The organism is Streptococcus oralis, assembly GCF_023611505.1.
Taxonomy (GTDB): domain Bacteria; phylum Bacillota; class Bacilli; order Lactobacillales; family Streptococcaceae; genus Streptococcus; species Streptococcus oralis_CT.
Genome location: NZ_CP097843.1, coordinates 337,076 through 359,666, shown reverse-complemented (window position 1 = coordinate 359,666; position 22,591 = coordinate 337,076). Strand labels below are relative to the sequence as shown.

Genomic DNA, 22,591 nt, shown 5'->3' with positions numbered 1-22,591 from the left:
AGAAACCACCTTGACTTAGGTGGTTTTTTCGTTACTTAATCAAGAATATCTTTTCTACCATATATAAAAACGCTTTGATTCACAATGGAATCAAAGCATTTTAAAGAGCTCTCCAAACATAATAGCAGAAACCGCGGTTCCTCTGCACTTAGCTTCTTCTCTTTTGATAAAGCGAGCCAAGTTGATCAACTCAGGTGCTGGGTGTTTGGGATTTCTGAACAATTCAAGATTGACCAGACCTGAGAGACGAACTGCCAGCAATTGCTCATTTGTAGTAGGTAGTTTTTTAGCAGTCTCTAGGAGAGCAGCAACTAAATCTTCACTCAAATCATGTCGAGCATGGTTGTAAAGATCTTTTATAAGGCCTTCTAGGTTTGGTTCTGTCATCCCAATCAACCTCCCTTATGTTTAATATTTCTTAATCAAATCAACCGTTGAACGATCCAATTTTTTCACCAAGGCTTGCAAGAAAGCTTGGGCTTCTAAGAAGTCATCCATAGCGTAGAGGGTTTGGTGAGAGTGGATATAACGGGCACAGACACCGATAGTTGTAGAAGGAACACCACCATTTTTCAGATGAGCTGCTCCAGCATCCGTTCCGCCTTTACCACAGTAGTATTGGTACTTGATACCAGCTTCCTCAGCCGTTGTCAAAAGGAAATCTTTCATTCCTGGGAGAAGCAAATGACCTGGATCGTAGAAACGAATCAAGGTTCCATCGCCAATCTTGCCTTGACCACCATAAACATCACCAGCAGGTGAACAGTCAACTGCTAGAAAGACTTCTGGGTCAAACTTAGTTGTAGAAGTATGAGCACCACGGAGACCAACTTCTTCTTGGACATTAGAACCCAGATAGAGTTCATTGTCAAGCTTTTGACCTGACAAGGCTTCAGCTAACTCGCTCACCATGAGAACACCGTAGCGGTTGTCCCAAGCTTTGGAGATGATATTTTTTTCATTGGCTGTTAAAATTGCAGAGCTATCTGGTACGATGGTATCACCAGGACGGATGCCAAAACTTTCTGCTTCAGCCTTATCCGCGAAACCACCATCAAAGACGATATCTGCAATAGCTGGCATGGTTGGTCCACCTGTTCCACGTGTCAAATGTGGTGGAACAGAGCCTGAAATCACGGGAATTTCACGACCGTCACGAGTAAAGAGTTTAAAGCGTTGGCTGCTGACTACCATAGGGTTCCAGCCACCGATTTCAACGACACGGAAGGTCCCATCTGGCTTGATCTCACTGACCATAAAGCCAACTTCGTCCATATGAGAAGCAACCAAAACACGGGGCGCGTCCGTAGCTTCTGAATGCTTGATACCAAAAATACCACCCAAGCCATCTGTCACTACTTCATCCACGTGCGGTGTCAACTTTTCACGAAGATAAGTCCGGACAGGCGCTTCATGACCTGAGATCGCAGCAAGCTCTGTTACTTCTTTGATTTTTGAAAATAATGTTGTCATATCAGTTCCTTCTTTCTGTCCTCCATTTTACCACTTTTTATAGGAGAAGGATAGTGGGAAGGTGGATTGGTTTTTACTCATTTTTTCCAATAAAAGAGAGGGGCAGATGTAATTTCAGAAATTTTTCTTTCTTTTTACATTAAATTGTCAGAAAATTTATTGACAGATTAAAGAAATCGTGTTACATTATCTCCAAGGGTATTTTTATAGCAAATCTACATGAAAGGACGGGGCATGAAACTTTCTCATATTTTAACAGGCTTACTTCTACTCCTGGTCTTTCTCTCCATTACCATTGGAACCAGTGATTTTTCTTGGGAAAAATTCTTTGCTTTTGACCAACAGACTTGGCTTCTCTTTCAAGAGTCGCGTCTTCCAAGAACCCTCAGCATTCTCCTTGCAGCCTCTAGCATGAGCATGGCAGGACTCCTCATGCAGACCATTACTCAAAATCAGTTTGCTGCCCCAAGCACAGTCGGAACGACAGAAGCCGCCAAACTGGGAATGGTGTTGAGCCTCTTTGTCTTTCCGTCTGCGAGTCTGACCCAAAAGATGCTCTTTGCTTTTGGCTCATCCATTTTATTTACCCTCTTCTTCCTGGCCTTTATGACTATTTTTTCTATAAAGGAAAGGTGGATGTTGCCCTTGATCGGGATCATCTATAGTGGGATTATCGGTTCTATCACAGAAGTTATCGCCTACCGTTTCAATCTAGTTCAGAGTATGACGGCTTGGACCCAGGGTTCCTTCTCCATGATTCAGACCCATCAGTATGAGTGGCTCTTCTTAGGCCTCATTATCCTGATAGCCGTTTGGAAATTATCCCAAACCTTTACCATCATGAATCTGGGTAAGGAAACCAGTGAGAGTTTGGGAATTTCTTACTCCCTACTTGAAAAGCTGGCCCTATTTCTAGTGGCGCTAACGACAAGTGTCACCATGATTACCGTGGGTGCCTTGCCTTTTCTCGGAGTCATCGTTCCCAATCTTGTCCGCAAGCGCTATGGAGATAATCTGAGTCAAACCAAACTCATGGTCGCTCTGATCGGTGCCAATCTAGTTCTGGCCTGTGACATCCTCTCTCGAGTCTTGATTCGGCCCTATGAGCTGTCTGTCAGTCTCATTCTAGGAATCATCGGTAGTCTCGCCTTTATCCTACTTTTATGGAGAGGGGGACAAAAAGATGCAGTTTAAAAGCAAACATACCAGGCTCTTCTGCCTTCTCATTATTCTGGCCATCGGAGCTTGTCTCCTCTACTTTTGGCCTATTAGTCACCTATCTGTCTTTGCTTGGAAACTTCGTTCTCAAAAGATTGTCGTTTATCTCTTGGTAGTTATCGCGACAGGGATTTCGACCATTAGTTTTCAAACCCTGACGGAAAATCGCTTCCTGACACCTAGTATTTTGGGAATCGAATCCTTCTATGTCTTGCTACAAACCCTGCTACTGGTTTTTGAAAGCAAATTTCTACAGCTTGAAAAGTCTCCTATCTTAGAATTTTTAATCTTACTTCTTGTCCAATCCCTCTTCTTTCTTGCCTTACAAGGCTACTTGAAGACACTGATGAAACAAGATCTGGTCTTCATTCTGCTAATCTGTCTAGCACTCGGAAGTCTCTTTCGAAATATCAGTACCTTCCTCCAAGTCCTGATGGATCCAAATGAATACGATAAACTGCAGAACAGTCTCTTTGCCTCCTTTCAGCATCTCAACACTTCCATCCTAGCCATCGGTTCTCTAATCATCCTCGCTTTAACAATCTTTTTCTTTCGAAAAGCAGTCATTCTGGATGTCTTACACCTGCAAAGAGAAACAGCTCAGATACTGGGACTCGATGTTGAAAAAGAACAGAGAGAACTCCTCTGGGGCATCGTACTTTTGACCTCAACGGCAACTGCCTTGGTAGGACCTATGGCCTTCTTCGGCTTTATGCTGGCCAATCTCACTTACCTGATTGTCAAAGATTATCGACACAAGTTACTCTTTATCGTGGCTATTCTGATTGGATTTATTAGCTTGACCTTGGGGCAAGCCCTCATTGAACGAGTCTTTGCACTGGAAATTCGCATCAGCATGATTATCGAGAGTGTGGGTGGCTTCTTATTCTTTATCTTACTTTATAGGAGGGCACGTCGGTGAAACTGGAAAACATTGACAAATCCATTCAAAAACAGGATATTTTGCAAGACATTTCGCTTGAAGTCAGTCCTCAGAAACTGACAGCCTTTATTGGTCCAAATGGTGCTGGAAAATCAACTCTCCTCTCCATTATGAGCAGACTAACCAAGAAGGATCAGGGAATTCTCAGTATCAAAGGTCGTGAAATTGAAAGTTGGAATTCGCAAGAACTGGCTCGAGAGCTTACCATCCTAAAGCAGAAGATCAATTACCAAGCCAAATTGACTGTAGAAGAACTGGTCAGTTTTGGACGTTTTCCCTACAGCCGTGGTCGACTGAAGACAGAAGACTGGGAAAAAATCCGAGAAACTCTGGACTATCTGGAACTGACAAACTTAAAAGACCGCTACATCGATAGTCTGTCTGGTGGACAGCTCCAACGTGTCTTTATCGCCATGGTACTAGCCCAGGATACAGACTTTATCTTGCTGGACGAACCACTTAACAACCTCGATATCAAGCAAAGCGTCAGCATGATGCAGATTCTCAAGCGACTGGTGGAGGAACTAGGGAAGACCATTATCATAGTCCTCCACGATATCAACATGGCCAGCCAGTATGCAGATGAAATTGTTGCCTTCAAGGACGGTCAAGTCTTTTGCAAGGGAACGACTGCTCAAATCATGCAGGCTGACCTGCTCAGTCAACTCTATGAGATTCCTATCACGCTAGCTGATATCAATGGCAAAAAGATCTGTATCTATAGCTAGTAACTCAGAAACTCATGTTAGAGAATTCTCTGTCTCTTAGCTAATAAGCCTATCTAAGAGACTCCCTACATCGTTATCACATTTTAAAAAGGAGAAATCATGAAAACATCCCTTAAACTTTATCTTACTGCCCTAGTGGCCAGCTTCTTGCTCCTACTTGGTGCATGTAGTACAAATACAAACTCAAGCACTAGCCAGACAGAGACAAGTAGCTCTGCTCCAACAGAGATAACCATTAAAAGTTCACTAGACGAGGTCAAACTTTCAAAGGTTCCTGAAAAGATTGTGACTTTTGACCTCGGTGCTGCGGATACTATTCGTGCTTTAGGATTTGAAAAGAATATCGTCGGAATGCCTACAAAAACTGTTCCGACTTACCTAAAAGATCTTGCAGGAAATGTCAAAAATGTTGGTTCTATGGTTGAGCCAGACCTAGAAGCCATTGCTGCTCTTGAACCAGATCTAATTATCGCTTCTCCACGTACCCAAAAATTCGTAGACAAGTTCAAAGAAATTGCTCCAACTGTTCTCTTCCAAGCAAGTAAGGACGACTACTGGACTTCTACCAAGGCCAACATCGAATCCTTAGCAAGCGCCTTTGGTGAAACTGGTACACAGAAAGCCAAAGAGGAATTAGCCAACCTAGACAAGAGCATTCAAGAAGTCGCTACTAAAAACGAAAGTTCTGACAAAAAAGCCCTTGCTATCCTCCTCAATGAAGGAAAAATGGCTGCCTTTGGTGCCCAATCTCGTTTCTCTTTCTTGTACCAAACCTTGAAATTCAAGCCAACAGACACTCAATTTGAAGACTCTCGCCACGGACAAGAAGTCAGCTTTGAAAGTGTCAAAGAAATCAATCCTGACATCCTCTTTGTCATCAACCGTACCCTTGCCATCGGTGGTGACAACTCTAGCAACGATGGCGTCCTAGAAAATGCCCTCATCGCTGAAACTCCTGCCGCTAAAAATGGAAAAATTATCCAACTAACACCAGACCTCTGGTATCTAAGCGGAGGCGGTCTTGAATCAACTAAACTCATGATTGAAGACGCACAAAAAGCTTTGAAATAAGCAAGAAAACCCAACATCAAATGATGTTGGGTTATTTTTCTTCTTGGTTTCGTTTGAGTGAAAAGTGGTCTGGTACGGGATCCTTGCCTGTTTTCGACCAGGGATGGCAACGTAAAATCCGAGCCAAACCCATCAAGACACCCTTGAAGCCATGTTTTTCAATAGCCTGGATCATGTAGTTGGAACAAGTAGGCTCAAAACGACAAGAGGGGGGAAAGACTGGTGAGATAAAACGTTGGTAAAAGCGTACTGGCGCTATTAAGATTCGTTTCATTATTTTTTAGTTACCGCCATGGTGTGTAGTTGGCTGATTTCTTTTTTGTTAAGGCGACGAGATTCTCCCGGACGAAGGCCTGTCAAATCTAAGTGTCCAAAACGTGTCCGAGACAACTTATCCACTTGAAGACCGACAGCTTCAAACATCTTTTTAACTTGGTGGTTACGTCCTTCGTGAATGGTCAACTGTACCACAGAGCGATTTTTAACTGGATCCACTTTGAGAATTTCATAAACAGCTGGCTTGGTTTTCTTGCCATCAATCTCAAGTCCGCGGGTCAAGGGACGGAGATTGTCCTTATTGGCCACACCTTTAACACGCGCGACATAGACCTTGTCAATCTCATTACGAGGGTGAATCATCTCATCCGTAAAATCCCCATCATTGGTCAAAATCAAAACACCTGATGTATCCCAGTCCAAACGTCCAACTGGGTAAATACGCTCTTTTACATTTGGCAAGAGATCCACAACAGTCTTGCGGCCCTTGTCATCTGTCACACTGGAAATCACACCGCGCGGTTTATTGAGAAGATAGTAGACCTTTTCTTCGTTATAGATAGGTTGACCTTCAACTTCAACCTTGTCTCCAGCCTTGATGGTCGTTGCTAGTTCACGCACCACTTGGCCGTTGACCGTCACCAAGCCTTGCTTGATCAGCTCTTCTGCTTTTCTCCTACTGGCCACACCTGCGTGGGCAATATATTTATTGATTCTCATCTTCTTCTATCCTTTCACCAAATAATTGGCTTTCTTGGGCTTGAATCTCAAGCTCATCAATCACTGGCAATTCTTCTAAATGGTTTATCCCCATGTAATCTAGGAAATAATCCGTAGTCACATAGAGATTGGGACGACCCAACACTTCTTTTTTCCCATCTTCTCGTATCAAGTCAAAGGCCTGTAACTTTGCCAAAGCCCCACTCGAATTGACCCCACGGATGGCATCAATTTCTATCCGCGTAATGGGCTGCTTGTAGGCAATGATGGACAAGGTCTCAAGGGCCGCCCGAGATAAACTCTGGTTAATGGGCGCCTTGGAGTATTCCTTTAAAATCGCTGCAAATTGAGGCTTGGTCACCAATCTGTAAGCGCCACCTGTCTCAATCAGGGACAAACTCGACTCTTGGTCTTTTTCATACTTTTGGGCTAATTTTTCTAAACTCTGCTGGATGCCTGTCGGGGGAAGCGATAGGAGTTCAGCCAACTGACGGACTCGAATCCCATCTTCACCTGCTACAAACAAGAGCGCTTCTATTTCTGCTAAAGTACTCATCTTTCCTCTCTATCAAGTCTAGCTTTGTGCCTCTTGACTTTCTTCCTTCTTTTCCATGAGATAGATATCTCCGAAACTCTCCTCTTGCACAAGGATCAGTTCCTGGGTTTTGATTAACTCTAAGGCCGCCAAAAAGAGGGTAATGACCTCTTGGACATTCTGGGCTTCCTTGAACAAATCCTGCAAACGCAACTGGTCTCGTCCAGTCAAGGACTCCTTTACGATGACCATCATATCCTCAATCTTATACTCATCCCGCAAGATGGTCGTGTGGTTCTGAGCGAACTCCTCTTTTTTCTTGGCTAGGATATTTGAAAAAGCCAAAAAGAGGTCAATAGTCGTCCTATCATGCACAAGCTCTGCATCCTCGTAGATCAACTCTGTCGGCGCTTTGGAATAATACTGGGCCCGATCTTGGTGCTTAGCCTCCAAGTGCTCACCCAAGAGTTTAAACTTACGATATTCTTCGATTTGGGAGAGGAGATCCTGCTCCAGGTCATCCTCCAAATCTGCCACTTCTGCCACCTTTGGAAGAAGTTTGCGGCTCTTGATTAGCATGAGCTGACTGGCCATGACCATGTACTCGCCCGTCACTTCCAGACGCATGGCCTGCAGGGTTGAGACATAGGCTAGATACTGTTCGATGACTTCCGTAATGGGCACATCGTAAATATCCATCTGATACTTGGAAACCAGGTGCAAGAGCAAGTCCAGGGGCCCTTCAAAATCTTTTAATTTAATATCCATTATCTATATTTCTCTAAGGTCAGGACTGTTTTTAATCCTAGTTTTTTTGCAATTTCGTACAAATCGACCTTGTTTTCTATTTGTCTTAGAATGAACTGTTCCCGCAAGGCTTGGGCTGATAAGGCTGGGAAACCTTTCTCCTTGACAAAGGACTCCAGCTGACGAAAGGCCCACTGACGAGAATAGGCTTTCCCTCCCCTTTCAAAGAGATAGGTCTGCCCCATCAAGGGTTCCAATTCTGAAAGCAAGGTCGTGGGAATAGTGACAATCCTCTGTTGGGAAGCCTTGTTGATTCTCAAAACTTGAAAATCCAGATTGATATCCGCAACCTTGAGAGCTAAAATTTCGCTTGGCAAGAGTCCCATTTCTAGGATTAAGAGCGCCAGCAAGCGTCCTTCTGGATAATCACTTTCCTGCCAAAAAGACTCTAGGTCTAACAGTTCTGGCTTTTCGGTCTTCTTTTCAGCTTGTTTGGCTAATTCCAAGCGGTAAAAACTGTCCACCTCTCCTCTTTGATAGAGAAAGTAGAGAAATTGGTTACAGGCCGAAAGTTTTCGCTTCTGGGCGCTCATTTTTAGGTTAGCAAGCTGGGCTTGGTAAATCTTGAGACTGGTCTCAGAAATCCGCTCCCCTACCATATCTAAAAATTGCTCCAGATCATACTTATAAGATTGCTTGGAATTGGCAGACAAACCCTGCTTTCCCTCTAAAAAGTCTGAAATCCTATCTCTCATTTGCATCGAATCTCATATTCCTTACTAAAGTCATGCAAAAGGGCATTGACGGCCTTGAGGATGGACTTGCGCGTGATGATTCCTTGGAAAATTCCTTCACCATCTACCACTGGCAAGAAGGGTTCATCCACCAGTTTATGGAGGACTTCTGTGATGTTATAGTCTGGAGCGACAACTGCCACATCCGTCTTGGTCATATTGACGATATCTGTCGTTGCCATCTGTTCATCCGTCAAACCTTGCTCCATTTGATAAGCCAAAATGTCTCTCAGACCAATGGTTCCGACAAAGCGTTTGTCAAAGGTCACAACAGGGATACGGGTATAGGTGATTTGGCTCAGCACTAGAATCGCATGGTCAGCGTTATGGGTATCAATCAAAGCTGCTAGATTCTCAGCAGGGGTAAGAAAAGTTTCTTCCTGCTCCAGTAAAAATGCTTCAAATTCCTTGGCAATCATCGAGCGAACTCCTTGGACAAGCCTGGATAAATCTCATGATCACGTGTCAAAAAGTCTACTTTGAAATAGCTGTCATCAATCTCCACTCGAGCATAGAGACATTCTCTGATAGTCCCTCGTGGTTGGCTGATGGAGCCTGGATTTAAAAAGAGTGTTTTGCCTTCCATCCAAGCACTTGGCACATGCAAATGACCATAGAGACAGATGTCGGCATCTTCTTCCTGAGCCCAGTAGTCCAACTTTTGAAAGTTGAAATTGATATCAAATAAGTGTCCGTGAGTCTGGATAATCTTGGTCGGACCAAGTTGGGTCACCAAACGTTCTGGGTAGCCCGCATAAAAGTCCATGTTGCCTTTGATGACATGGATGCCCTCCCAAAGTGGAGCATCAGGACGGAGTTCTGAGTCACCATCGTGAAAAATGGCATCGACTTTCCCCAGATAGCGATCGCGAATTTCTTCCACAATCAAGCTATCGCCATGGGAATCACTCATTACAATGATGGTTTGCTTTGCCATGATGGAAATACCTCCAAAAGTTTCTTAACGGCTAAGGCTCGGTGGGATTGGCTATTTTTTTCTTCAAGGGTTAGCTCTGCTGAGGATTTACCTGTCTCTCCTACCAGGAAGAGCGGGTCATAGCCAAAGCCATTCTCCCCCTTAGGTTCAAAGTTAATGTAGCCTGGCCAGTCAGCTTCGACAACCAAACTTTCCTTGTTTGGACTAGCTACAACCAGGGTTGTGTGGAATTGTGCCGAACGGTCCTTGAGTTCAAAGACCATGGCCAATTCGTGCAAGAGTTTAGCATTGTTTTCACGGTCGGTTGCTCCTACACCTGCAAAACGAGCTGACCAGACACCTGGCAAGCCACCAAGGACATCGACTTTGAGACCTGAGTCATCTGCTAGCACCATCTTTCCTGTTAATTGAGAAATGGTTTCTGCCTTGAGGCGGGCATTTTCTTCAAAAGTCATGCCTGTTTCAGCTACTTCAGGCAGATCTGGATAGTCATTGAGATTTTCCACATCGTAGCCTAACTTGTCAAAGATGGCTCGGAATTCCTTGGTCTTGCCCTCGTTACGAGTCGCAATGAGCAGAGTTTCTCTAACCTTGCTAGTTTCAAAGAAGGCTTCTACATCGACTCCTTCTTTAGGCAATTCGACATGCAAAAGCTTCTCATTTTCAACCAAGAGCAGAACTCCCTGACGTTGGATGACTTCTAGATTGCGGCCTGCTTCGGCATTTAAAATCTCAACGATAAAGGAGAGCAGACGGAAGTTAGAAGACCAGCGCATCACTGTTATCGTAATCGGGAAGCCATTTTCTTCGTCACGAAAAATCCGCGCTAAATCCATAAAATCAAGCTCGAGAGGATCTTTGATAAGGCTATAGATGCCTCCATAGACATCCCAGACACCGACATACCAGTCCTGGTCGTCCTTGTATTCATAAATTTTGTTTGTCATAAAGTTACATGCTCCACATGAATCTCTTTTTCCAGCCATTCTGCTCCAATCTGGGCAAAACTTTGGCTATTGGCTGTTGTGTAAAAACGATGTTGAAGAGGTCCCGCATCTCGGCTACGATTGATTTCAAAATAGTTCAGCAAAACCGAGATATCCCGCACACACTCTGCCCCACTATCGATGAGCTGGACCTTTGGTCCCATGACATTTTGGATGATAGGGCGAAGGAGTGGGTAATGGGTACAGCCCAAAATCAGGCTATCCACTTTGCCGACCAAGGGACGCAGGGTTTCATAAACCACTTTCTTGGTAACACTGGTTGACAGGGCACCAGACTCCACCAAGGGGGCAAACTTGGGACAGGCCAAACTTTCCACCTGTAAGTCTGGATCCAAATCATGGATTTTCTGACGATATATGTCTGATTGTACCGTCATAGGGGTTCCAATCACTCCGATTTTCCCGCCTTGACTGGACTTGATAGCTGCCGAAGCTCCTGGCAAAATCACACCTAGGACAGGAATGTCTAGTTTCGCCTTGATTTCTTCCCAGACGACCGCGGTCGCAGTATTACAAGCAATGACAATCATTTTGACATCCTTGGTCAAGAGAAAGTTGACCAACTGCCAAGTATATTCACGAATTTGCTCAGCAGGACGAGGGCCGTAGGGCGCCCGAGCCGAATCTCCAATATAGACGATTTCTTCATGGGGAAGCTGGCGCATGAGCTCACGAACAACAGTCAAGCCCCCGACACCCGAATCCAAAAAACCAATTGGTCGATTATCCATACAGTCTTCTTTCTAGTCTTCTTTTTCTGATTGATAGTTCATCATGATTCCTTATCCTGAACGAACTGACCGACAGCTCGATAAAATGTCAACTGCCTCTCTCTTAATCATAATCAAATATCAATAGAATGCAAGGAAAAAGTCTTATCCTTGAGAACTATTGAACATAGTGAGAAGTCTGGAACTTTCATCCCAGACTTTTCCTATTTATTTCTTTTTATTGTTAGCAAGGGCTGCTTTTTGTTGACGGATGATTTGGTGGTAAACTTGTTGAACCTTGGCTTCGCTTGGTTTTTGACCATTTGCGCTCAAGAGAGCACGAACTGCCTCAGCGTTCAAACGTGGGTTGTCAGCAAATTCTTTTTCGATCTGCTTACGAACCAAATACATACCTCCAAGAGCTCCTCCTAGAAAAGCTAGCACAATCAAGATAACTGCTAAAAGTAAATCCATTCTTTTTCTCCTGTTTCTTTTTGAGTCTTCTATATTATACCATAAAGTGACTTTTCTGACTAGTTTGTTTTACGCTTTCAGGGATGGAGTTAAGCCAATTCTAAGCTAGTCTTACATTCAGAATGAACTATGAAATTACGAATAATTCCACCCTTTCCTCTCTTTCTTCTACTATTTTAAGAAAAAGCAATATCAAATATGTTTTTCACCAGAAACCTCTTGACAAATGCTAGATGACCAGTAGAATGGGAGGTAAATAGAAACAAAAATATAGGGATTTGTCTTACAAAATGTAAACGGTTCCAAATGCTAAAGGAGATTTCTATGGATAAAAGATTTTGGGAGAAATCCTGTCGCTATAGCATCCGCAAACTAACGGTTGGGACTGCTTCTGTTTTGCTGGGGGCTGTTTTTCTAGTCAACCATACTGTAGCTGCAGACAGTGTTGAGGTCAAGCAAACTGAACCAACCTCTGTCGAAGCTATCACTAAGCCTGATAGTGAACCCAAAGCTGCTGAAGCTACTGAAACTACAAAACCGTCTCTAGCCGAGAGTCCAGTAGTTTCCGAAAGCAAGCCAGCTAACGAGACTCAGACGACAAATAGTCAAGCTAGTGAAGAAGCCATTGTAGAAGCTAAAGAAAATAAGGAACCTGAAAAAGCAGATCAGCCTGTGACAAAGCAAGAAAACTATCAACTCAACTACGATCAACCAACAGCTCCCTCCTATGATGGATGGGAAAAACAAGCCCTTCCTGTCGGAAATGGAGAAATGGGAGCCAAGGTTTTCGGACTCATTGGGGAAGAGAGAATCCAGTACAACGAAAAGACCCTCTGGTCAGGAGGACCACAACCCGATAGCACCGACTATAACGGAGGAAACTACAAGGAGCGCTACAAGGTCTTGGCTGAGATTCGTAAAGCCCTCGAAGCTGGTGACCGCCAAAAAGCAAAACAGCTAGCTGAACAAAATCTGGTTGGACCAAACAACGCCCAGTATGGACGTTACCTAGCCTTTGGAGATATCTTCATGGTCTTTAATAACCAGAAGAAAGGGTTAGATACTGTAACTGATTATCACCGTAATCTGGATATCACAGAAGCCACTACAACAACTTCTTACACCCAAGATGGGACGACCTTCAAACGCGAAACCTTCTCCAGCTATCCTGATGATGTCACTGTGACCCACTTGACCAAAAAAGGAAACAAGACGCTTGACTTTACCCTTTGGAATAGCCTGACAGAAGACTTGCTTGCTAATGGTGAATACTCTTGGGAATATTCCAACTTTAAGAATGGTCATGTCACTACAGATGAACATGGAATCCTTCTAAAAGGAACTGTCAAAGATAACGGCCTCAAATTTGCATCCTACCTAGGAATTAAAACGGACGGAAAGGTGACTGTTCAGGACGAAACTCTAACCGTTACAGGCGCAAGTTATGCGACCCTCTATCTCAGTGCCAAGACTAACTTTGCTCAGAATCCAAAAACCAACTATCGAAAAGACATTGACCTCGAAAAAACAGTTAAAGGGATTGTCGAAGCTGCTAAGGCCAAAGACTACGAGACACTTAAAAAGGACCATATCAAGGATTATCAAAGTCTCTTTAACCGCGTTAAACTAAATCTAGGCGGAAACAAGACTGCTCAAACGACAAAAGAGGCCCTTCAAGGCTATGACCCAGAAAAAGGGCAAAAATTGGAAGAACTCTTCTTCCAATACGGACGTTATTTACTCATCAGTTCGTCTCGTGATCGGACAGATGCCCTTCCTGCCAACCTACAAGGAGTCTGGAATGCTGTAGACAATCCACCTTGGAACGCTGACTACCACCTCAATGTCAATTTGCAAATGAACTATTGGCCTGCCTACATGAGCAACCTTGCTGAAACTGCCAAGCCAATGATCAATTACATTGACGACATGCGCTATTATGGTCGTATCGCTGCCAAGGAATACGCTGGTATCGAATCCAAAGACGGTCAAGAAAATGGTTGGCTGGTCCACACTCAGGCGACACCATTTGGCTGGACTACTCCAGGCTGGAATTACTATTGGGGTTGGTCTCCAGCAGCCAACGCTTGGATGATGCAGAATGTCTATGACTACTATAAGTTCACCAAGGATGAAACTTATCTAAAAGAAAAGATTTATCCAATGCTCAAGGAAACCGCTAAGTTCTGGAACTCCTTCTTGCACTATGACAAGACCAGCGACCGTTGGGTGTCTTCTCCATCCTACTCACCAGAACACGGGACCATCACAATCGGGAACACCTTTGACCAGTCGCTAGTCTGGCAACTATTCCACGACTACATGGAAGTTGCCAACCATCTGAAAGTCGACCAAGACTTAGTCACAGAGGTTAAGGCTAAATTTGACAAACTAAAACCCCTTCATATCAATAAAGAAGGACGTATCAAGGAATGGTATGAGGAGGACAGTCCACAATTCACTAATGAAGGGATTGAAAACAACCACCGCCACGTTTCCCATCTAGTTGGGCTCTTCCCTGGTACGCTCTTTAGCAAGGACCAGGCTGAATACCTAGAGGCTGCGCGTGCTACTTTAAACCACCGTGGAGATGGTGGTACTGGTTGGTCTAAGGCTAATAAAATCAACCTTTGGGCCCGTCTCTTAGACGGTAACCGTGCCCATCGTCTACTCGCTGAACAGCTCAAGTACTCAACCCTAGAAAACCTTTGGGATACCCACGCACCATTCCAAATCGACGGAAACTTTGGGGCAACTAGTGGGATGGCAGAAATGCTCCTCCAATCTCATACTGGCTATATTGCGCCATTGCCAGCCCTTCCAGATGCTTGGAAAGACGGTCAAGTTTCTGGTTTGATTGCCCGTGGTAACTTTGAAGTCAGCATGAAATGGAAAGATAAAAACCTGCAAAGCTTGTCCTTCCTGTCAAATGTCGGTGGAGACCTAGTTGTAGACTATCCAAATATCGAAGCCAGCCAAATCAAGGTCAATGGCAAACCAGTCACGGCAACTGTGCTTAAAGATAATCGCATCCAACTGACAACACAAAAGGGGGATGTCATTACCTTTGAACATTTCCCTGGTCGTGTAACCAGTCTGACAGCCGTTCGACAAAATGGAGTCACTGCCGAACTCACCTTCAACCAAGTAGAAGGTGCTACCCACTATGTCATCCAAAGACAAGTGAAAGACGCGTCTGGCCAAACCTCTGCAAGCAAAGAATTTGTAACCAATCAAACCCACTTTATTGACCGATCACTGGATCCTCAACATGCCTACACTTATACCGTCAAGGCTATGCTGGGCGAAGTTCCTACCCAAGTATCTGAACAGGCCACTGTCGAAACATACAGCGAGTTGATAGACGACCGAGATAGCCGTATCCAGTACGGAGCCGCCTTTGGAAACTGGGCAGACTCAGAATTATTTGGAGGAACAGAGAAATTTGCTGACCTTTCAAAAGGGGACTATACAGACGAAGATCTCACTGCTACCATTCCTTTCACTGGCGTTGGTATCGAAATCTATGGACTGAAATCGTCTGAACTAGGTCTTGCCACTGCTAAAATTGATGGCAAAGAGGTCGGGGAGCTTGACTTCCATACTGCTGGGGCAACTGAAAAAGGTAGTCTTATCGGTCGTTTCGCAGGATTGTCTGACGGACCTCATACACTGACTCTTCGTGTTAAACGTGAGCACAAAGGACGTGGTAGTGAGCGCTCGAAAATTTCATTAGACTACTTCAAGATCCTAGCAGGAACAGGTAACACGATAGAAAAAATGGATGATCGCGATTCACGCATCCAGTATGGTTCCCAGTTTAAGGACTGGTCTGACCCTGAACTCTACGGAGGTACGGAAAAATACGCTGACATTAACAACAGCTACCCAAGTACTGCTTCAGAAGCTCAGGCAACTATTTCCTTTACAGGGACAGGTATTCGTATCTTTGGCTTGAAGAGCCTCGCTCTTGGACGAGCACGTGTTACACTAGATGGCAAAGAAATGTCAAGTCTAGACTTCTACACTTCAGGTCCAACTGAAAAGAGGGCCTTTATTGGCGAATTTACAAATCTCACTGATGGTCCGCACACCCTAACATTACGTGTTGATCCAGATTCGCCAGAAGGTCGCAAGAAAATCTCTCTTGACTCCTTTGATATCATCAAAGCTCCAGCTGTTGGTTTAGATAGCCCTAGCATCGCGCCTCTTAAGGAAAATGACAAAACCATTTCCTTAAGCCTACCAGCTGGAGATTGGGAAGCTATCGCAGTGACCTTCCCAGGTGTCAAAGATCCTCTAGTCTTACGCAAAGTGGATGAAACGCATCTGGTTACAAGTGGAGATCAGACTATCCTATCAGTCCAAGACAATCAAGTTCAAATCCCAATCCCTGAGGCTACTGATAGACAAACTGGAAAAGCGATTGAAGCTTATGCCATTCAAGGAACTAGCACAAGCAGTCCTGTCGTAGCCGTCTTTACTAAAAAAGATGAGAAAAAGGTTGACGAGAAGCAACCAACTACAAGCAAGGGGGACGAACCAGCTCCTACTGTAAAAATTCCCGAATACACCGAGCCTATCGGAACAGCAGGACAAGAAGAGCCACCTACTGTTGAAAAACCTGAATACACTAAACCTATCGGAACTGCGGGAGAAGAAGAAGAGCCAACAGTAAAAATACCTGAATACACCGAGCCTATCGGAACGGCAGGGCAAGAGGAAGCCCCTACTGTTGAAAAACCTGAGTACACCGAATCGATCGGAACAGCAGGGCAAGAGGAAGCTCCTACTGTTGAAAAACCTGAGTACACTAAACCTATTGGGACTAGCGGGGAGCAGACCGCTCCAACCCTTAGCCTTCCTGGCTATCCAGTTCGAGTCTTGAAAAATAAGGAGACTGGAGTGGAAATCATCGGTGGAGCCAGCGACTTAGAAGGAATTTCTCACGTTTCTAGCCAACGTGTCTTAGCTCAAGAACTCTTTGGCAAGACCTATGATGCTTACGACCTACAACTTAAAAATCCAACCGATCATAGCTTGCAGCCAAAAGGCTCTGTCTTGGTTCGCTTGCCTATTTCAGCTAACGTAGAAAAGGTCTACTACATCACTCCGACCAAGGAGTTGCAAGTCCTTGATTTCACCGTTCGAGACAGAAAGGTAGAATTCATCACTAGTCATTTCAGTACCTATGCTGTCGTCTATCAAGCTGCTGGAACAAGCTCTAACACAGAGGAAAAAACAAGTGCTTCAGATACAGAAACCTTAGCACACGAGACTGAACAACTTTCATCTAGTCCTAGCCTTGCTAAAACTGGATATCATTCTCCTAAAGAAGAACTTCCAGCAACAGGAGATGCGTCCAACCCACTCCTCTTCTTAGCAGGCCTCAGCCTAGCCCTCACAGCCACTTTTATGTTAAAAGGAAGAAAGGATGACTCCAACTAACCTTTAAGCACACAAAAACAGGATGAAGGTGATCTTCATCCTGTTTTATTTTGTAATCAAAGGTTATTTTATAGTAGGTATAAAACGGCTAGGGTCAAGAGACTTGCTAGAAGCCCAACTCCCCAAAAGAAGAAGTCAACCTTCCACTCACTCCAAGGATTGCCCTTGCCTGAGAATCCTCCAAGCTCAAAATGATGATGCACAGGTGTCATACGGAAAATACGCTTTCCACCACTAAATTTGAAGTAGGTAACCTGCATCATAACAGAGCTTGTCTCAAAAACATAGATAATCCCAATCAGCAAAAGGGTCCATTCTTGGTGGAGCGCCATAGAGATTGCTGCCAGCATTCCACCAAGAGCCAAACTTCCCACATCTCCCATAAAGACCTTGGCAGGTTTGTGGTTAAAGACGAAGAAGCCTAGCAAACCACCAATCATGGCAAGAATCACAAGAAGAATATCCAGTTGATTTTGCATATAAGCAATCACACCGTAGGCCGACAGGCTAATCACTACGGAAATACTTGCTAAGCCGTCGATCCCGTCAGTCAGATTCACCGCATTTGAAAAGCCAACTAGCCAGAAAAGGGCAAAGAAGATATAGAAAATACCCAGATGAACTTGGTAGCCAAAAACTGAAAGCATGTCGCCACCACGCTCATAAAAGAGGTAGAAAATCACTCCTCCAAGCAACTGGAGAGCAAGCTTTTGCTTAGGATTCAATCCTTCGTTGATCTTACGGAAAATTTTGAGAAAATCATCCAAAAAACCTACCAAACCATACAAAACCAAGATAAACAAAATCATGCCTACATTGTTAGTCAATTGTTGGGTAAAGAGAGCGACAAGGAAGCTCACTACTACTGCAACGATCAGGAAGACAAGACCTCCCATGGTTGGAGTCCCAGCTTTAGCTTGGTGTTGCTTGACATCCTCGTGCATCTGCTGTCCTGTAATCTGCGCTTTTCGATAAAATCGGATAAAGGCTGGAATACCTATCAAGGTCAATAGAAAGGCTAGAACTCCAGCATTAATGGAACTAATCATGTTAATCTCCTAAAGTTATTTTCATTTTTTTAAGGTCTTTGAGAGCAGTATTGGCACGGACACTTTGTTTCTTGACCGTTTTGCCACTACCTTCCCACTCGACTTCTATATTTAGCCATTTAGCAAATGTTTGCACATTTTCATCTGTCCAGCCATACATATCAGGCATTTCTTCTACCTTATCAGATAGGATCAAGATCTGCTGATTAGCTTCCAAATTATCTCCTTCAGAAACCGAGAGCTCCTTGATCTTGGTTCCTGTTCCGATAACGATTGGTTGGACAAGGTTACGACGCAATTCCTCTGCTAGGTCACCCGGAGTAAAGTCCTTGGTAGCTGGCATCGCATAGCTTGTCGTCTTGCTGACCTGATCTAAGCTCTTGGCAGTTGACTGAAGATTGAGGGATTCTTTCATAGCAGAGGCTCGCTCAAGGATCGGGTTGGCAAACTCTCCCAGCTGAACACCCGAATAATGCACTGGCTGTTGCACCGTCACATAGAGGATAAAGTCAGGATTTTCTGCAGGATGCATCGACACAACAGAGAAGATATAGTTGGTCTCACCTGTAAGGTAACCCCCATTCTTCTCATCGGCAATCTGAGCAGTCCCTGATTTCAGGGCGACATTCTGACCTGGAACATTGACATTCGGCTTTCCTATGCTGTGGTTGTACATGGTACCGTAGACAGGATCTGTTCCGACCATGACCATGTGCTCCCGAGTAGAGGACGCTGCTGCTTTTGACACAGGATTTCCGACAATTTCCTTTTGAGACTTACGGACAGACTGGTCATTTGGATCATAGAGGGCACTGATAAATTTCGGCTCCAACATAACCCCATCGTTGGCAATAGCTGTAAAAGCACGAAGCATCTGGGTCTGGGTGACAGAGATCCCTTGTCCAAATGCACTCATGGCAATATTGACAATGTTATCAGCAGGTAATTGACCTGTGTACTCATCTGTCAGACCAAAACGAGTCGGTACCCCAAATTTAAAGCGGTTAAGGTAGTCCAACCAGGTTGCATCTCCCATCTTTTGCTCAAGCAAGGTCATCCCGATATTACTTGAGTGGGCAAATCCTTGAGAGAAGGTCATGGTGCCACCACTAGTCAATCCTTCATTGACGTCCCAGTCTCGAATGGTCGCATCAGCTATTTTCAATTCACTACTGTTAAAGTACTCGCCACCAGGGAAGGTATTGTTATCAATAGCTGAGGCCAACATCATCACCTTCATAGTTGATCCTGGCTCGTAGTTACTTTGATAAAGAATGTCTCGCCAGACAAAGTCTTTCGTGATGCCATCCTTGGTATCGGCATTGAAGGTCGGCCGTTGGGTCGTAGCCAGAATTTCCCCTGTCTTAGCGCTGACCAAGGTAGCCGTCATATACTTGCCTTTTACCTTTTCCTGGAATGCATCCATCTGGGTTTCCATAAAGGATTGCAAGGGACTAGAAAGGGTTGTGTAGACATCCTTTCCATCTACTGTTTGTTGGGAAGCTTGATCGGTACCCGGAACGATGTTTCCCAGACGATCCTTCTCATAAGTGATAATCCCATCTGTACCTGCCAGAATGCTATTTAAAGAACTCTCCAAACCAGATGTTCCAATCAAGCTCTTGGTGCCATCCTCATTTTCATGGAGTTGTGCTAAACCGATAAAGGAAGAAGCAAACTGACCATTGGGGTAACTACGATTAGGGCTGGTTGTAAAGTCAACTCCCTCGACACCAGCAGTTTTGAGGTCGTTTTTAATGGCCATCATATTGGCATAGGTAATCCCATTTCCCTTGGTACCAAAGGATACCTGTTTTAGATCTGGCTGAGAAAGCTGTTCTTTGACATAGGACTCCTCCATATCCAAATACTTATGGAAAATTTCAGCTACCTTATTAAATTGAGAATCCTCTACATAGAGAATTTTGCCTGTTGCTGACTTGTAGGTCTTGTCAATAATAGCATAGATATTATAAGATGTCGCATCTTCTGCAATAGGCGTCCCATTTCGATCATAAATGGTCCCCCGCTTGGCTGGAATCGTCTTGGTTGTTTGGTGAACCTTTTTGGCTTCTTGAACCAAGTCCTTACCAAATTTTTTACCCGTTCCGATAATGACCGCAAAGTTGACCAAAAAGACAGCGAAGAGTATGACAGCCAATAAACTCAGGCTTTTCCCTACTCTTCGACGGTTTTCTTCTGGAGATTTGCGATTACGAACGGCATAACGGATGATTTTTTCTTTCCACTGTTTCATTTCTTACTCCGTTGCTCGGATATTTTCGTTATTCAGCTGCAAATTCTTAGAGTTTGCAATTTCTTTCAAACGTTCTGAACGAATCAATTCATTGACCTCTTGCTTGGCATCGTCTAGCTCGGTTTTCTTTTCTTCGATTTGAGCATTGACCTTGGTCAATTCATTCTGAACTTGTAATAGCTTGGTCTGCATAAACACAACGCTAACTGCCAGGATAATCATTGTTGCAGCAATCGAAACATAGAAGGCCTTTTCCACACGTGAAAAACCTTTAAACTTCGTTTGCAATAACTGGCTTGTTTTTTCGATTCTTTCTACCATGTTTTTCCTCTTACTTGTGAATTTTTCTAGCCACGCGCAACTTGGCTGAATGCGAACGGTTGTTGGCTTCTAGCTCTTCTGCACTTGGCAAGATTGGCTTACGGGATACCAATTCCATCTTAGGTTTAAGATCGTCTGGAATGAAGGGCAAGCCTTTCGGAACTTCCACTGTTGAAGCTTCCTTGAACAGTTGTTTGGTCAAGCGGTCTTCCAAAGAATGGAAAGTAATGACTGAGATTCTACCATCCAGAGCCAGCATGTCCATGGCCTGCTGGATGGACTCATCTGCCGCTCCCAGCTCGTCATTGACTTCGATTCGGATAGCCTGAAAAATCTGCTTGGCAGGGTGCCCCTTCTTCTTGAGCTCCTTGGCAGGCTTGGCAGACTTGATAATCTCTGCCAGCTCAGTCGTCGTCTCGATTGGTTTCACTTCACGCGCTTGCTCAATCTTGCGGGCAATCTGTTTAGAAAACTTATCTTCGCCATACTTGAAAAAGATCCGAACCAAGTCATGATAGTCATAATGATTGACCACCTCATAGGCCGTCAGACTAGCTTCCTGATTCATGCGCATATCCAGTGGTGCATCTTTTTTATAAGAAAAGCCACGCTCACGCTGATCCAGCTGAGGACTGGACACTCCCAAGTCATAACAAATTCCATCAATTTCCTGGACACCAGCCTCCTGCAAACGTGCCTGCAAATGACGGAAGTTATCCTTGATAAAGGTTACCATCCCTTTTTCGATATAGGGTGCCAACCGTTTTTGCGCATTGTCAATGGCATTCTGGTCCTGGTCAAAGGCATAGAGATGCCCTTTTTCGCTCAATTTACTTAATAAATATTCGCTATGGCCCGCTCCGCCCAAAGTCGCATCAACGTAGATACCGTCAGGTTTTACGTCAAGCATATCAATCGTTTCATGAAGCAAGACCGTTACATGATGAAATTCTTTTGTCATATCTTATCTATTTTACCACAAATCCGACCAGCTTGCACTTGTCAGACGAGGCTAAGTTTCTTCGAAAAAAATTCCCCCAAAAAATGTCATATATACTTGACACCTCACCTCCAAAAGAATATAATATAGTCAAATATATGCGACATATCAAAAAGGAGACCCTATGAATCGTGTCAAAGAATTCCGCAAGGAACTGGGCATTTCTCAGCTCGATCTCGCCAAAGATATCGGTGTCTCGAGACAGACCATCAACATGATTGAAAACGACAAGTACAATCCAACCCTGGAACTCTGTCTCAATCTCGCCCGCAGCCTCCAAACTGACCTTAATAGTCTCTTTTGGGAAGACGATTTTTAAAAAAGGAGCAAACAAATGAAAAAAGAAACTCTCACTGACAAACTTATCAAACGCATATACAGCATTTCTGATCCACTTGACGAATACAAACGACACGAAGCTGATCGTATCGGTAACCAAGTCTTTATCGTTCTCTTTTATCTGATGACATTTGGCAATCTTATCCCGCTCGTTCTTGCTTATAAATACCCGCAAATTGTCGCTATCGCTTATCCTCTCGTGGTGTTTGGCATTTCGATGGTAGCTGCCCTCTATGTGGTCTCTCAAACCAAGAAAACGGGCATCACAGCTATTGATCCCGAAATGCTGAGTCAAAAAGAAAGTAAACAGCTACATTTTCCGGGTCTAAAAGCCGGTCTGATCTACGGCATAGCGATATTTTTTATAATGCCACTCATCGATACCCTAACCAGTGAAAATCCAAATTTCATCAGTTCTCTTCTGAATTCAAAACATATTTTAAAAACTATACTGGGAGCGTTCTTTTTTGGACTGATGATGCAAATTGTTGTCTCTCTTCGCATTCAAAAGGCAAAGAAAGACCAAGAAGACGACTAGGAGGTG

23 protein-coding genes are annotated in these 22,591 nt (G+C 44.1%); 7 read left to right on the top strand and 16 right to left on the bottom strand.

Annotated features, from left to right (window positions below):
* Window positions 1-90: 90 nt before the first annotated feature.
* Both M9H69_RS01945 and pepA read right to left on the bottom strand, forming a co-directional pair.
* Window positions 91-387, bottom strand: a complete 297-nt coding sequence (locus tag M9H69_RS01945; RefSeq protein WP_250315772.1) for a bacteriocin immunity protein — start codon at window positions 385-387, stop codon at window positions 91-93.
* Window positions 388-408: 21 nt separating this feature from the next.
* Window positions 409-1,473, bottom strand: coding sequence for a glutamyl aminopeptidase (pepA, locus tag M9H69_RS01940; RefSeq protein WP_250315771.1), 1,065 nt, complete (start codon window positions 1,471-1,473; stop codon window positions 409-411).
* 234 nt (window positions 1,474-1,707) lie between these two features.
* On the opposite strand from pepA, the gene M9H69_RS01935 reads away from it, so the two are divergent.
* From M9H69_RS01935 to M9H69_RS01920, 4 genes are all read left to right on the top strand, one after another.
* Entirely contained in the window at window positions 1,708-2,667 is a 960-nt protein-coding gene (locus tag M9H69_RS01935) for an ABC transporter permease (protein ID WP_250315770.1), read from the top strand.
* On the top strand, window positions 2,657-3,613 hold the full coding sequence (locus tag M9H69_RS01930) for an iron chelate uptake ABC transporter family permease subunit (protein WP_250315769.1): 957 nt from the start codon (window positions 2,657-2,659) through the stop codon (window positions 3,611-3,613). Before M9H69_RS01935 ends, M9H69_RS01930 begins: the two co-directional genes overlap by 11 nt.
* Window positions 3,610-4,362 (top strand): iron ABC transporter ATP-binding protein, encoded by a 753-nt coding sequence (locus M9H69_RS01925; RefSeq protein WP_250315768.1) that lies wholly within the window; start codon window positions 3,610-3,612, stop codon window positions 4,360-4,362. Before M9H69_RS01930 ends, M9H69_RS01925 begins: the two co-directional genes overlap by 4 nt.
* Window positions 4,363-4,461: 99 nt before the next feature.
* Window positions 4,462-5,433, top strand: coding sequence for a siderophore ABC transporter substrate-binding protein (locus M9H69_RS01920; protein WP_000858286.1), 972 nt, complete (start codon window positions 4,462-4,464; stop codon window positions 5,431-5,433).
* A gap of 31 nt (window positions 5,434-5,464) precedes the next feature.
* On the opposite strand, the gene yidD is transcribed toward M9H69_RS01920, so the two are convergent.
* The 10 genes from yidD to M9H69_RS01870 form a co-directional block, all read right to left on the bottom strand.
* On the bottom strand, window positions 5,465-5,707 hold the full coding sequence (gene yidD / locus M9H69_RS01915) for a membrane protein insertion efficiency factor YidD (RefSeq protein WP_002876431.1): 243 nt from the start codon (window positions 5,705-5,707) through the stop codon (window positions 5,465-5,467).
* Entirely contained in the window at window positions 5,707-6,429 is a 723-nt protein-coding gene (locus M9H69_RS01910) for a pseudouridine synthase (RefSeq protein WP_001222211.1), read from the bottom strand. The genes yidD and M9H69_RS01910 overlap by 1 nt, the downstream gene beginning before the upstream one ends.
* A complete protein-coding gene (gene scpB, locus M9H69_RS01905; RefSeq protein WP_000105288.1) occupies window positions 6,416-6,985 on the bottom strand; it encodes an SMC-Scp complex subunit ScpB in 570 nt (189 codons plus the stop codon). The genes M9H69_RS01910 and scpB overlap by 14 nt, the downstream gene beginning before the upstream one ends.
* An 18-nt stretch (window positions 6,986-7,003) precedes the next feature.
* Window positions 7,004-7,732 (bottom strand): segregation/condensation protein A, encoded by a 729-nt coding sequence (locus M9H69_RS01900; RefSeq protein WP_250315767.1) that lies wholly within the window; start codon window positions 7,730-7,732, stop codon window positions 7,004-7,006.
* On the bottom strand, window positions 7,732-8,466 hold the full coding sequence (gene xerD / locus M9H69_RS01895) for a site-specific tyrosine recombinase XerD (RefSeq protein WP_284453897.1): 735 nt from the start codon (window positions 8,464-8,466) through the stop codon (window positions 7,732-7,734). Before xerD ends, M9H69_RS01900 begins: the two co-directional genes overlap by 1 nt.
* The gene (gene cbpB, locus M9H69_RS01890) at window positions 8,463-8,924 is read right to left on the bottom strand and encodes a cyclic-di-AMP-binding protein CbpB (RefSeq protein ID WP_000560697.1); all 462 of its coding nucleotides are present in this window, start codon (window positions 8,922-8,924) and stop codon (window positions 8,463-8,465) included. Before cbpB ends, xerD begins: the two co-directional genes overlap by 4 nt.
* Complete coding sequence (locus tag M9H69_RS01885) at window positions 8,921-9,442, bottom strand: metallophosphoesterase (RefSeq protein WP_250315765.1); 522 nt, start codon at window positions 9,440-9,442, stop codon at window positions 8,921-8,923. The genes cbpB and M9H69_RS01885 overlap by 4 nt, the downstream gene beginning before the upstream one ends.
* Window positions 9,418-10,389, bottom strand: coding sequence for a nucleoside-triphosphate diphosphatase (locus M9H69_RS01880; protein ID WP_250315764.1), 972 nt, complete (start codon window positions 10,387-10,389; stop codon window positions 9,418-9,420). The genes M9H69_RS01885 and M9H69_RS01880 overlap by 25 nt, the downstream gene beginning before the upstream one ends.
* Window positions 10,386-11,180 (bottom strand): glutamate racemase, encoded by a 795-nt coding sequence (gene racE / locus M9H69_RS01875; protein ID WP_007522320.1) that lies wholly within the window; start codon window positions 11,178-11,180, stop codon window positions 10,386-10,388. Before racE ends, M9H69_RS01880 begins: the two co-directional genes overlap by 4 nt.
* 207 nt (window positions 11,181-11,387) lie before the next feature.
* On the bottom strand, window positions 11,388-11,633 hold the full coding sequence (locus tag M9H69_RS01870) for a YneF family protein (RefSeq protein ID WP_250315763.1): 246 nt from the start codon (window positions 11,631-11,633) through the stop codon (window positions 11,388-11,390).
* Between the two features lie 324 nt (window positions 11,634-11,957).
* Between M9H69_RS01870 and M9H69_RS01865 the strand changes: the two genes are divergently transcribed.
* Complete coding sequence (locus M9H69_RS01865; RefSeq protein ID WP_250315762.1) at window positions 11,958-17,081, top strand: SIALI-17 repeat-containing surface protein; 5,124 nt, start codon at window positions 11,958-11,960, stop codon at window positions 17,079-17,081.
* Between the two features lie 68 nt (window positions 17,082-17,149).
* On the opposite strand, the gene mraY is transcribed toward M9H69_RS01865, so the two are convergent.
* From mraY to rsmH, 4 genes are read right to left on the bottom strand one after another with little or no spacing between them, the layout of a single operon-like run.
* Entirely contained in the window at window positions 17,150-18,130 is a 981-nt protein-coding gene (mraY, locus tag M9H69_RS01860) for a phospho-N-acetylmuramoyl-pentapeptide-transferase (RefSeq protein WP_250315761.1), read from the bottom strand.
* A gap of 1 nt (window position 18,131) precedes the next feature.
* Entirely contained in the window at window positions 18,132-20,387 is a 2,256-nt protein-coding gene (gene pbp2X / locus M9H69_RS01855; RefSeq protein WP_250315760.1) for a penicillin-binding protein PBP2X, read from the bottom strand.
* A 3-nt stretch (window positions 20,388-20,390) separates the two neighbouring features.
* Window positions 20,391-20,708 carry a cell division protein FtsL gene (gene ftsL, locus M9H69_RS01850; protein ID WP_250315759.1) on the bottom strand — a complete coding sequence of 106 codons (318 nt, stop codon included), beginning with the start codon at window positions 20,706-20,708 and terminating at the stop codon, window positions 20,391-20,393.
* A gap of 10 nt (window positions 20,709-20,718) precedes the next feature.
* Window positions 20,719-21,669 carry a 16S rRNA (cytosine(1402)-N(4))-methyltransferase RsmH gene (gene rsmH, locus M9H69_RS01845; RefSeq protein ID WP_000159388.1) on the bottom strand — a complete coding sequence of 317 codons (951 nt, stop codon included), beginning with the start codon at window positions 21,667-21,669 and terminating at the stop codon, window positions 20,719-20,721.
* 163 nt (window positions 21,670-21,832) lie between these two features.
* Here rsmH and M9H69_RS01840 point away from each other — a divergent pair, with 163 nt between their 5' ends.
* Together M9H69_RS01840 and M9H69_RS01835 are read left to right on the top strand one after the other, a co-directional pair.
* Window positions 21,833-22,027 (top strand): helix-turn-helix transcriptional regulator, encoded by a 195-nt coding sequence (locus tag M9H69_RS01840; RefSeq protein ID WP_001082467.1) that lies wholly within the window; start codon window positions 21,833-21,835, stop codon window positions 22,025-22,027.
* Window positions 22,028-22,042: 15 nt separating this feature from the next.
* Window positions 22,043-22,585 carry a DUF3278 domain-containing protein gene (locus M9H69_RS01835; protein WP_250315758.1) on the top strand — a complete coding sequence of 181 codons (543 nt, stop codon included), beginning with the start codon at window positions 22,043-22,045 and terminating at the stop codon, window positions 22,583-22,585.
* The last annotated feature ends 6 nt before the right edge of the window (window positions 22,586-22,591 follow it).

Bases quoted from the DNA above. Each gene is read 5' to 3' on its own strand.
- M9H69_RS01880 (WP_250315764.1), bottom strand. From the start codon at position 10,389: ATGACAAACAAAATTTATGAATACAAGGACGACCAGGACTGGTATGTC.
- M9H69_RS01835 (WP_250315758.1), top strand. From the start codon at position 22,043: ATGAAAAAAGAAACTCTCACTGACAAACTTATCAAACGCATATACAGC.
- mraY (WP_250315761.1), bottom strand. From the start codon at position 18,130: ATGATTAGTTCCATTAATGCTGGAGTTCTAGCCTTTCTATTGACCTTG.
- ftsL (WP_250315759.1), bottom strand. From the start codon at position 20,708: ATGGTAGAAAGAATCGAAAAAACAAGCCAGTTATTGCAAACGAAGTTT.
- M9H69_RS01840 (WP_001082467.1), top strand. From the start codon at position 21,833: ATGAATCGTGTCAAAGAATTCCGCAAGGAACTGGGCATTTCTCAGCTC.
- yidD (WP_002876431.1), bottom strand. From the start codon at position 5,707: ATGAAACGAATCTTAATAGCGCCAGTACGCTTTTACCAACGTTTTATC.
- racE (WP_007522320.1), bottom strand. From the start codon at position 11,180: ATGGATAATCGACCAATTGGTTTTTTGGATTCGGGTGTCGGGGGCTTG.
- scpB (WP_000105288.1), bottom strand. From the start codon at position 6,985: ATGAGTACTTTAGCAGAAATAGAAGCGCTCTTGTTTGTAGCAGGTGAA.
- M9H69_RS01920 (WP_000858286.1), top strand. From the start codon at position 4,462: ATGAAAACATCCCTTAAACTTTATCTTACTGCCCTAGTGGCCAGCTTC.
- M9H69_RS01910 (WP_001222211.1), bottom strand. From the start codon at position 6,429: ATGAGAATCAATAAATATATTGCCCACGCAGGTGTGGCCAGTAGGAGA.
- rsmH (WP_000159388.1), bottom strand. From the start codon at position 21,669: ATGACAAAAGAATTTCATCATGTAACGGTCTTGCTTCATGAAACGATT.
- M9H69_RS01865 (WP_250315762.1), top strand. From the start codon at position 11,958: ATGGATAAAAGATTTTGGGAGAAATCCTGTCGCTATAGCATCCGCAAA.
- M9H69_RS01885 (WP_250315765.1), bottom strand. From the start codon at position 9,442: ATGGCAAAGCAAACCATCATTGTAATGAGTGATTCCCATGGCGATAGC.
- M9H69_RS01870 (WP_250315763.1), bottom strand. From the start codon at position 11,633: ATGGATTTACTTTTAGCAGTTATCTTGATTGTGCTAGCTTTTCTAGGA.
- M9H69_RS01930 (WP_250315769.1), top strand. From the start codon at position 2,657: ATGCAGTTTAAAAGCAAACATACCAGGCTCTTCTGCCTTCTCATTATT.
- M9H69_RS01900 (WP_250315767.1), bottom strand. From the start codon at position 7,732: ATGGATATTAAATTAAAAGATTTTGAAGGGCCCCTGGACTTGCTCTTG.
- M9H69_RS01935 (WP_250315770.1), top strand. From the start codon at position 1,708: ATGAAACTTTCTCATATTTTAACAGGCTTACTTCTACTCCTGGTCTTT.
- pepA (WP_250315771.1), bottom strand. From the start codon at position 1,473: ATGACAACATTATTTTCAAAAATCAAAGAAGTAACAGAGCTTGCTGCG.
- cbpB (WP_000560697.1), bottom strand. From the start codon at position 8,924: ATGATTGCCAAGGAATTTGAAGCATTTTTACTGGAGCAGGAAGAAACT.
- xerD (WP_284453897.1), bottom strand. From the start codon at position 8,466: ATGAGAGATAGGATTTCAGACTTTTTAGAGGGAAAGCAGGGTTTGTCT.
- pbp2X (WP_250315760.1), bottom strand. From the start codon at position 20,387: ATGAAACAGTGGAAAGAAAAAATCATCCGTTATGCCGTTCGTAATCGC.
- M9H69_RS01945 (WP_250315772.1), bottom strand. From the start codon at position 387: ATGACAGAACCAAACCTAGAAGGCCTTATAAAAGATCTTTACAACCAT.